Origin of the sequence: Pseudarthrobacter sp. NamE5 (assembly GCF_005796225.1) — a bacterium.
Lineage (GTDB): Bacteria > Actinomycetota > Actinomycetes > Actinomycetales > Micrococcaceae > Arthrobacter.
Map to the genome: position 1 here is coordinate 129392 of NZ_VAHO01000011.1, position 9145 is coordinate 138536.

The 9145-nt window shown below is 65.2% G+C and carries 10 protein-coding genes; 3 read left to right on the plus strand and 7 right to left on the minus strand.

Annotated features, from left to right (window positions below; all coding sequences use genetic code 11):
- Positions 1-262: 262 nt before the first annotated feature.
- The 4 genes from FDW84_RS14000 to FDW84_RS14015 form a co-directional block, all read right to left on the minus strand.
- Positions 263-1459, minus strand: coding sequence for an ABC transporter substrate-binding protein (locus FDW84_RS14000; protein ID WP_371419172.1), 1197 nt, complete (start codon positions 1457-1459; stop codon positions 263-265).
- 86 nt (positions 1460-1545) lie between these two features.
- A complete protein-coding gene (locus tag FDW84_RS14005) occupies positions 1546-1752 on the minus strand; it encodes a cold-shock protein (protein ID WP_138610127.1) in 207 nt (68 codons plus the stop codon).
- 163 nt (positions 1753-1915) lie between these two features.
- The gene (locus FDW84_RS14010) at positions 1916-2593 is read right to left on the minus strand and encodes a LytR C-terminal domain-containing protein (RefSeq protein WP_138610128.1); all 678 of its coding nucleotides are present in this window, start codon (positions 2591-2593) and stop codon (positions 1916-1918) included.
- Between the two features lie 50 nt (positions 2594-2643).
- The gene (locus FDW84_RS14015; RefSeq protein ID WP_138610129.1) at positions 2644-2973 is read right to left on the minus strand and encodes a DUF3263 domain-containing protein; all 330 of its coding nucleotides are present in this window, start codon (positions 2971-2973) and stop codon (positions 2644-2646) included.
- Between the two features lie 99 nt (positions 2974-3072).
- Between FDW84_RS14015 and FDW84_RS14020 the strand changes: the two genes are divergently transcribed.
- Together FDW84_RS14020 and FDW84_RS14025 are read left to right on the plus strand one after the other, a co-directional pair.
- The gene (locus FDW84_RS14020) at positions 3073-3849 is read left to right on the plus strand and encodes a uracil-DNA glycosylase (RefSeq protein WP_138610130.1); all 777 of its coding nucleotides are present in this window, start codon (positions 3073-3075) and stop codon (positions 3847-3849) included.
- A gap of 14 nt (positions 3850-3863) precedes the next feature.
- Positions 3864-4703 carry a siderophore-interacting protein gene (locus FDW84_RS14025; protein ID WP_138610131.1) on the plus strand — a complete coding sequence of 280 codons (840 nt, stop codon included), beginning with the start codon at positions 3864-3866 and terminating at the stop codon, positions 4701-4703.
- Positions 4704-4709: 6 nt separating this feature from the next.
- Here the strand turns inward: FDW84_RS14025 and FDW84_RS14030 are convergent, their stop codons facing one another.
- From FDW84_RS14030 to FDW84_RS14040, 3 genes are all read right to left on the minus strand, one after another.
- Positions 4710-6212: a threonine/serine exporter family protein gene (locus FDW84_RS14030; protein WP_138610132.1), complete on the minus strand. Its 1503-nt coding sequence runs from the start codon at positions 6210-6212 to the stop codon at positions 4710-4712.
- A 35-nt stretch (positions 6213-6247) separates the two neighbouring features.
- Positions 6248-7561: a peptidoglycan bridge formation glycyltransferase FemA/FemB family protein gene (locus FDW84_RS14035; RefSeq protein WP_138610133.1), complete on the minus strand. Its 1314-nt coding sequence runs from the start codon at positions 7559-7561 to the stop codon at positions 6248-6250.
- A gap of 111 nt (positions 7562-7672) precedes the next feature.
- On the minus strand, positions 7673-8746 hold the full coding sequence (locus FDW84_RS14040; RefSeq protein ID WP_138610134.1) for a lipid II:glycine glycyltransferase FemX: 1074 nt from the start codon (positions 8744-8746) through the stop codon (positions 7673-7675).
- Positions 8747-8903: 157 nt separating this feature from the next.
- On the opposite strand from FDW84_RS14040, the gene FDW84_RS14045 reads away from it, so the two are divergent.
- The gene (locus FDW84_RS14045; protein WP_138610135.1) at positions 8904-9107 is read left to right on the plus strand and encodes a tryptophan-rich sensory protein; all 204 of its coding nucleotides are present in this window, start codon (positions 8904-8906) and stop codon (positions 9105-9107) included.
- Positions 9108-9145 lie beyond the last annotated feature (38 nt).

Below are 9145 nucleotides of genomic sequence, written 5' to 3' on the forward strand. Positions count from 1 at the left end.
CGTTAAGAATGTACCTTCGCTGCAGTGCCCGCGACGGACGACCCTTCGCCGGCGGCCTCTGTATGCCTAGGGGTGGGGGTCTCACTCCAGTTAGGTGTTTCTTCGCTCCTCGCCCGGTGCCGCGCGCCGCCGGCCGGGACCAGGCTTTGCTTTAGCAGTCGGTACGTCAGAGTGCTAAATCAATAATTAGCACTCCCCACGTGAGAGTGCAAGCGAATCCGCAGCCGGAAGTGCTTCACCTGCCTCGCTTCGCCGAGGGCGATCAGCCGGCAGCGCGCCCCGCGGTTTCCACGCCGGTGGCCGTTGGATTGTTGTCTTCCCCGTAGGTGAACACCGTGAAGGTGGCTGCGGTGATATCACCGTGGGTGTCGAAGGCAATCGGCCCGGACGCGCCGTCGTAATCGATATCCACCCCCGAGGACATTCCTGCTATGCAGTCCTGGAAGGTGGGGCACGGCGCCTCCGGCGCCGACCCCGTGCCGCCCGCCACCGTGCCGGCGGTCCCGCTGGACACCGCAATGAGGTTTGCCGCGATGGACCGTCCCGCGTCGTCCTCTGCCTTGGCGGCAGCCAGCGCGGCAAGGATGACGGCATCATAGGCTTCCGCTGCGAAGGACACGTCCTTGAGGGTCGGATCGATCCCCAGAAGCCTGTCCTGGAACCTGGAGGACGGAAGCTGTCCCGGAACTAGCGCACGTGCCCCCGCCAAGGCCTTGCTTCCAAGCCTGGACCCGTACCGGGCGAAAGCACCCTCGCTGAGGATGATCTTCGACCCTGCGAGGCCGGCGTTGTCCAATTCGGCCAAGGCACCCTGCGCGCCGTCGCGGGCGATGAGGATCACCGCGTCCGCTGCCGCGCTGCGGACGGTGGCAACGGCGCTTGCCGCCCCGCCGGGCCCAAAACCTGCCGTGGCTGCCACCTTCAGCCCAGCCTGCTGGGCGGATTCGGACACAGCAGCCGATACGCCGTTGCCGTAGGACCCTTCCTGGTGCAGCACTGAGATCGTGGCGGCACCGGCGTCCTTGGCCAGCTCCACCAGCACGGGCGCCTGCGCGACGTCGGCCGCGGCAGTCCGGAAGTAGTAGCCGCCGCTGGGAATGCTGCTCAGGCCGGCCGAAGTATTGGCAGGCGAGACCAGTGGGGTCCGCGCCCTGGAGAGGATGTCGACGGCGGCGGCTGCGTTGCTGGAATCAGTGGGCCCGATGACCACGTCCGCTTTGCCCTGGACCAGGGCCTGTGCCTGAGCCGCCGGGTCCTTGCCGGGCTCGACGGGCAGGAGGTCAACGGGCCGGCCTTTGTGGCCGCCGGCGTCATTGATCTCCTTCACGGCCAGCTTTGCAGCGGCCAGTTGGGGAGCGTTCAGGAAGCTGCTGTCGCCTGCGTTGTCCAGGATCAGGCCGACCCGGAGGGTTCCGTCTCCGGATGCTTCCGCTGTTTCCACCCGGGCGTTTCCGCTCACGCCGGAACAGGCAGTGAGGGCCAGCGTGGCGCAGAGGGTTGAGGCGACCGCCAGGCACGTGCGCGTTGCGGGTATGATCCGGTGCTTCACTCGGCCGGCCGGACGCTTTCCGCCTGCGGGCCCTTGTCGCCTTCGCCCACTTCGAGTTCCACGCGCTGCCCCTCGTCCAGCACGCGGTAGCCCTCGCCCTGGATAGCAGACCAGTGGACGAAAATGTCGTCTCCTGAGCCGTCAACGGTAATAAAGCCGTAGCCCTTTTCCGCGTTGAACCATTTGACGGTTCCTCGTGCCATGATGACCACTCTTTCCGCTAGTTCCGCGAAGCTGCACCGGTGCCGCCGGCCGATTGGCGCCTGCGGTTCACTCTAGCCAATGCCCGCAGGCGGTGCTGGCGTCCGCGGCCGGGGTTGAAAGTTATTCAGGCATAACTGCTGCCGGCAGGGTGAAGTTGGTGAACTACCGGTAGCCGGGACCCAGCACTACCACCAGCGGGACCTGGAATTCGGGGCTGTTCACTACGGTGGGGACGCCCAGCAGCTCGGCCAGGGCCTGCGCGTTGGCAAGCTGGTCCGCTCCGTCGTAGAAGATGGTGGAGCCCTGCTGCGGGGCGCCCGCCCAGTTGCCTACCTGTCCCAGAATCCAGCCGTCCGACTGCACCGTGCCGCCGACGCGGCTTGCCAGTCCGGAGGTTCCGGCGGCGTTGTACACCGCCACGGCCTGGGTCTTGTCCACTGCCGCGGCCAGCGCCGTCGGCTGGGTGCTGGAGCCGGCCCCCGTCCCCGCCTCGGTGCTGCCGCCAACGGAAGCATCTTCAGAGGAGGTATCTTCAGAAGAGGCGGACGGTGACGGCTCGGCGGAGGGTGTGGCTGAAGCACTGGCTGTGGAGGAGGGCGTTGCACCCGCCTGCGCCAGCGGGGCCGCTTCGAGGCTTGCCGAGGCTTGGCTGGCGGGTCCGCCGAATCCAAGCTTGGGAAGGATCAAAAAGGACACCAGGCCGATGGCCAGGGCAACACACCCCACCGCGAGGATAGGCCAGAGCCGGACCCGTGACGGAGCAGAGGCTGTGCGATGGACACCTTGTCGCGACGCGGCCTCGGGGACCTTGTCGAACTCATCGCGGGCGTATTTGGTCATGGGAAAAAGACATCCTTGTGTGTTGCTGCTGAGGATTCAGCGTGAGCGTCTTAAGCGTCGGACCCCAGGCGGCGTGCAGTGCGTGCACGGTGACGCGACGTACGTAGTCTACGCAATCTCTTGACCAACATGGGGTCATGTGCCAGCGCATCCTCAGTATCAATCAGGGCGTTGAGCAACTGGTAGTAATGGGTTGCAGAGAGATCGAACAGCTCCCGGATGGCCTGTTCCTTGGCGCCGGCATATTTCCACCACTGCCGTTCCAAGGCGAGCATCTGCTGGTCCCGCTCGCTCAACGGTGAGTCCCGCAGCGTGAAATCAGGGAGCAGGCTGCTCCCCGGGTCCTGCTCCGGCAGGTGCTCGCGAGCTGGTTCCGCCACGGCGCACACTCTCCTTCGCTGGGTTTACGTGAAGTGTCCGACCCCCATGCTACGGACGAATAACAGCATTGTCATTTGCGGCCCTGCAAGAATGGAGCGATGTTTGAATCTGACGCCCTGTTCGAGCTGGAGCAGGAGCACGATAACGGCGGCAGCGTTGGCTTCGCCAAAATGGCACAGCTTCCGCTCGCGGAACTGATGGCTCCCGGTTGGGCCGCCGCCCTCTCCCCCGTGGAAAACCAACTGAGGGACGTGCTCACCTTCGTTGCCGGCGAAGTGGCAGCCGGGCACCAGGTCCTGCCGGCGCCGTCGAACGTTCTCCGGGCCTTCCGCCAGCCGCTCCATGGGGTGAAGGTGCTGATCGTGGGGCAGGATCCCTATCCAACGCCGGGGCACCCGGTGGGCCTGTCCTTCTCCGTTGATCCGCATGTCCGGCCGATCCCCCGGAGCCTGGCGAACATCTACCGGGAGCTGGAAACAGACCTCGGTATTCCGCCGAGAGTCCATGGCGACCTCTCGGCCTGGGCGCAGCAGGGGGTGCTGCTCCTGAACCGCGTGATGACCGTACGCGCCGGATCCGCAGGTTCCCATCGCAGGAAAGGCTGGGAAGAGATAACGACGGCGGCCGTCGAGGCCCTGGCCATGCGGCGGGGGCAAGACGGGTCACCGTTGCCGCTGGTTGCCGTGCTGTGGGGTAAGGATGCGGAGAGCGTGCGCCCGCTCCTGCCCGGAGTACCGGCGGTGTCCAGCGCCCACCCGAGCCCGCTGTCGGCCTCACGCGGGTTCTTCGGTTCGCGGCCGTTCAGCCGCGTCAATTCACTCCTTCGTGAACAGGGTGCGGGGGAAGTGATGTGGGAGCTTCCGCCGTCGGCCTAGCTTAGGCTTACCTTATGAGCATTGTTCCCGCCGCTACCAGCGCCACCAAGAAGAGCCGCCCCCAGATCAACCTCACCGTGGTGCGCCGGGAACAGCTCTCGCCACATATGGTCCGCATTGTTGCCGGTGGGGAAGGCTTCGCGGATTTTGTGAACAACGGGTTCGCCGACCGGTACGTGAAGATCGTCTTTCCGCAGCCCGGGGTCCAGTACCCCTCCCCTTTGGACCTGTGGAGCATCCGCGAGACGATGCCGCGGGAACAGTGGCCCTACACGCGCACCTACACTCTCCGCTGGGTGGATCCCGCAGCCCGCGAACTGGCCATCGACTTTGTGGTCCACGGGGATGAGGGATTGGCGGGTCCCTGGGCAGCACAGGCCCAGCCCGGTGATCCCCTGATCTTCACCGGCCCGGGCGGCGCCTACAACCCGGATCCCAATGCCGACTGGTACCTGTTCGCGGGGGACGAGGCGGCGCTGCCCGCCATTGCGGCATGCCTGGAGTCGCTCCCGGCTGAAGCAGTCGGGGTCGCCTTTCTCGAGGTTGATTCCGACGCCGACATCCAGCCGATTGCCGCTCCGGCCGGAGTGGAAATACGCTGGCTTGCCCGCAGCGGCGTCCCTGCGGGTGAGAGCAGCCTCCTGGTGCAGGCGGTGGCGGAGGCGGATTGGCCGGCCGGAACCGTGGATGTCTTTGCCCACGGCGAGCGCGGCTACATGAAGGCACTCCGGGACGTCTTCTTCAAGCAGCGGGGCCTCGAACGCCGGCAGGTGTCCCTCTCCGGATATTGGGCGAAGGGCCGCGTTGAGGATGTTTTCCAGGCGGAAAAGAAACTCCCCGTGGGGCAGATCTAGGCTGGGTCAGCGGCGGCGCGCGCGGCGCCGCTCGTTGCTGGCCAGGTTGCGGGTGAGCGGCCGGGCCAGGGTGTCGCCGAGGACAATCCCGCCGGCAGTGCCCAGCACAATCGCGCCGGCGTTGAGCATCCCGCCCGCTCCGAGCAGGATTTCCGTTTCCTCGATGGTGAGCACGTACATTGAGCGGAAAATGGTGAGGCCCGGCAGCAGGATCAGCGCGGCAGGAACCGCAACCACCAGCTGGGGCGCACCCATCCGCAAGGCCACCACGCGGGCCAGCAGGCCGATGACCACGGCAGCAAGCGCTGGCGAGAACCGGTCACCGATTCCCAGCAGGCCGCCGCCGAGCAGGACGAAGTAACCCGCGACGCCCACGACCGCCGTGGGCAGCAGGAGCTGCCACGTGGTTTGCTCAGTAACCCCGATGGCCATGACTGCCACGGCCACCAGGATGACCAGCACCCAGAGGTCGTAGGCAGGCGGGAACGTCTGGGTGACGTCGATGCCCGGCATGCCGGTCAACTGGCCGACGACCAATGCCACGGCGATTCCCGCCACGATCGCGCCAAACGTCAGCAGCGTGGACAGGAACCGCCCGGCTGCCGTAACAGGAAAGCCGTTGATCGCGTCCTGAACCGATGAGACGAGCCGGCCGGTGGGCAGGAGCAGGAGGATTCCGCCCACCACCACGATGGCCGGTGAATTGGTCAGTCCGAACTGCCACAGCAGCAGTGCCAGCAGTGTCACCACGAGCGAGCAGCTGGCTGTAATGAAGAAGTCCGGCACCCGCCACCGCCCCAGCCGCCGTGCGAGCAGGCTGACGCCGATGTTGGCCGCGAACGCGATGGCGGAAGACACCGGGCCGCCGCCCAGCACCGCCACGAAGGCTGCGGCAAAAGTGCCGAACGCCGCCGTGACCATCCAGCGCGGAAACGGCTTGGGGCTGGTGATGGCCTCATCCAGCCGCCGGATCGCCTCGTCCCGGCCCACTCCCCCGGCCACGATGTCCGTCACCAACTGGTGGACCTTGGCAAGGCCGGCGTAGTTGTTGGTCCAGGAGCGGACCACCCGCAGCAGCGAAATGGGCGTCTGGTCCTTGGGCGCGTAGTTGATGCCGACGGACTGGTTGGTGATGTCCACCTCGATGTTCTTCAGTCCCAGTGCCGCGGTGACGGCGATGATGCTGGTCTCCACTTCAAGGGCACCGGCACCGTACCGGAACATGGTTTCGGCCAGATGCAGGGCGAAGTCCAGGGTCTTCCGTGCCGAGGTGTCCACGCCTCCCACCTGGATTGTGGGATTGGCGTACGGGCTGCCGGTGAGCCTGTCCACGATGCTCAGGGGTGCAGTGGGTGGATTCTCGCCCTGGACAAGGCGCCGCAGCATCCTCCTGGCAGCAGCGTTCTGGCGCAGCTGGGAGGGAGTCAGTGGCTCGGTCTTGGGCAGGCCGTCAGTGTGCGGCCTGCGCTTCGGGGAACCGGCGCCGGGCTGGCCGGGGCGGTCGGTCATGGTCCCTCCTCCCGTGGTGGTGGTTTACTGGCGGGTCAGGCGGAGCGCCTGATGGGAAGTTTTCCCAACAGGAGGCGGGCGGCGCCTGCTGCTGCCCGGGCGAGCCGGTTGGCGTGGTAGGCGGCGGGGCGGACGGGCATCACAAAGTCGCCCACCAGCTGGACCACTTCTCCACCGAAGCCCTTCTTGAACTCGTAGCCGCCATGGCCTTCCTCGTCCTGCCCGGAAATGCCGAACGTTCCATAGAAGTTGTACCGCGGGTACCCCTTCTCGAGGGCATGGAGCATCATGCCCCAATACAGGGATGTGGCGCCGTTGAAGTAGATGTAGTCCTGCACCGTTCCTCCGATAACGCACACCACCTCGTCGCCATAGCAGACGAAGTGGATGGCGGCGACGGTGGCTACACCGACGGAATCTGGGAAGCGCTCGATGTCCTTCAGGCTTCGCTCGTAGCTGTCCACGAGGTCCTGGACTACCTTGAGCCGGTTGGCCTTTTTCTTGCTGCCCGTCTCTTCCACCTCGCGGCGCAGCTGCGCGGCAGTGGCCGATTCGGCCGCCATCCGCTCGGTGATGGACTTCCGGTAGGCGGGGATATCGATCTTGGCCATCATGAGTTTGGTGAACTCGGCCGAGGTGGTGCGCAGGAGCTGTTCGTAGTACTCGCGCTCCCGGTAGACGAAGCCCTTCTCGTCACCCGCCTTGCTCAGGGCACCGTAAAACTCGTCAAGGGTATCCAGCGTGGCCTGTTCCAGGAAGACGCCGTTCTTTTCAGCCTTGCGGACCGCTTTCCGGGTCCGGTAGCTCGTACCCATGATCAGTTCCTCGGCGTCCTGGATGCCTTCCAGGCTCTTGACGAACATCCAGTTCACGTTCACGAAGTTCATGTCCAGGCCCTGGTGCTGGAAGCCCAGCCCGGCAAGCTCTGCCAACAGCGGCCGATTGTCCTCGACCTCCGGGTGCTCCGCGCCCTCGGCGTCACGGGCAATGTACTTGAGGTTTGGCGAAATCCGCAGTTCGGCCGCCTTGCGCTCTGCCGCGCGCTTGCGGAGAAGTTCGACGACGGCGCGCACCAGGGCAGGATCCGTGTAGTCCATCAGGGGGCCCTTGGCGCATTCGCAGATGGTGTAGCCCAGGCGGGTGGTGGTGTAGTTGAGTTTGCCGGCGGCCACCAGTTCCCCGTCGCGGCGTACTCCGAAAAGCTCCACCTGCTGCCCCCTGGCGCGCTGGAACCGGGCAAAGTCAACGGACTGGAGGAAGCTGTTCTGGGGGTGCTTCAACGCGAACTGCTCGAAGTCGGCGTCGCTGAGCACGGCGAACTCAAGGTCGGCGGCGGTGATTGCGTTCAAGGGAGATACCTTCTTCACGAATGGGCGGCCCGCCCGCGGCAGGCTGTGGGCGAGGTGGGTGTGATGGACTAACCGGAAGTACAGCTGCGGGGCGGCTGTTCGGGGGTCAGGTCAGTAGAACTGCTGGCCGGTGCGGGCAGTTTCGATCCGCCGGAACACCTTTTCTGCTCCCTTGACCCATAGCCGGTGCTTCCAGGGCATAAGTACGTAGTCGTGGCACCCCACGAAATCGGTGACGGTCTTGGTGAAGCTGGTCTTGAACATCCCCATGCCATGGAGGTTGTGGGTCTTGTCCTTGATCCGGGCAGCGGGCGGGGTGCCGCAGAAGTCGTATTCCGTGCAGCCCAGTTCCTGCATGCGGCGGATGGCTGCCCATTGGACCAGGTGTGAATCGCCGTACTGCTTGCGGTTCTGAATCGAGCCGCCGTCCTTGTACGTGGCCTTGGATCCGTAGTTGATGACGAAGGCGCCCACGCTGGGTTTTCCGTCCTCGTAGGTGAAGAAGAAGTTGCCTTGGCCCCTGGCGCAGAACTCTTCCCAGAAGGCGGCGTAGTACTCATAGCTGCGCAGCGGCATGGAACCCTTGGCTTTCACGGTGTCCGCCATGAGGTTGTACAGGTCCAGGTATGTCTCCGGGCCGTGATCCCTGCGGACCACCTCGCAGCCTTCCCGCTCGGCCCGCCGGATGGCGTTGCGGGCGCGGGAGGAGATGGCCTTGAACACCACCTCTTCCGGGCCGGAGATATCCAGCAGTGCGGTGGAGTCGTTGGACTGGATATTGGGTGCCTTGACCAGGCCGATCTCCGCCAGCTCCGCCTGCGCCTCGGCTGAGTCCACGATGTCGGGCTCGATCTTGATGGTGAAGACATTCAGCTTGCGGCTGCGGACGAAGGCAGCACAGGCGTCCAGTGCTGCCTTCAGGTCTTTCACTGCCGCCAGGTCCGGTCCCTTGATCAGGTACCAGAGCCGGCCCAGCACCGGGAAGCTCTTTTCCAGCACGAGGTTGTAGCTGGCAGTTTCCCCGCCTTCCAGCACCAGGAAGCGTACTTTCCAGCCGCTGCCGTTCTTCACCGTGGCGTACGCGGCCGACTGCAGCATGTTGCCGCCGTTGGGGTTGGCCGTGACGTGCTTGTCCCAGTTTTCAATTTCCTCGGCGGTGGCAAATCGTGCGGTGAATTCTCGCAAGGGGGACGTGTCCAATCGGTTTCGTGCGCGGTTCGGTACTCGTGTCTGCGTGCGGACATGCAGCCTCAAGTCTAAAGCCTGGAGCGGTGCAGGCTTATCAGGGGAGGGTGCGGCGGACTGCCTTGACGGGGGTGCGGGGGTTGGCAAAGGTGGAATCATGCAGCCGAACGACGAAGAGTTGATGTCCCGGCAGGAACAGCGGGACCGGCCGTACAGCGGGCGTGTGCAGGCGCTGGCGATCATCCTTGCTCTGATCGCCGCCGTCGCCGTGACCATACTGTACTTTGGCCCCATCAGCCGCACCGCGGGACTGCTGCTGCCCTATATGGCCTGGATAGTCTTCGCGTCCACCCTGAATTGATGGGCTGCCGTGCACAACTGAGGGCGGTAGCCTACGTC

Excerpts from the sequence above, each read along its gene's own strand:
- FDW84_RS14030 (WP_138610132.1), bottom strand. The coding sequence starts at position 6,212 with ATGACCGACCGCCCCGGCCAGCCCGGCGCCGGTTCCCCGAAGCGCAGG.
- FDW84_RS14005 (WP_138610127.1), bottom strand. The coding sequence starts at position 1,752 with ATGGCACGAGGAACCGTCAAATGGTTCAACGCGGAAAAGGGCTACGGC.
- FDW84_RS14025 (WP_138610131.1), top strand. The coding sequence starts at position 3,864 with ATGAGCATTGTTCCCGCCGCTACCAGCGCCACCAAGAAGAGCCGCCCC.
- FDW84_RS14010 (WP_138610128.1), bottom strand. The coding sequence starts at position 2,593 with ATGACCAAATACGCCCGCGATGAGTTCGACAAGGTCCCCGAGGCCGCG.
- FDW84_RS14045 (WP_138610135.1), top strand. The coding sequence starts at position 8,904 with ATGCAGCCGAACGACGAAGAGTTGATGTCCCGGCAGGAACAGCGGGAC.
- FDW84_RS14020 (WP_138610130.1), top strand. The coding sequence starts at position 3,073 with ATGTTTGAATCTGACGCCCTGTTCGAGCTGGAGCAGGAGCACGATAAC.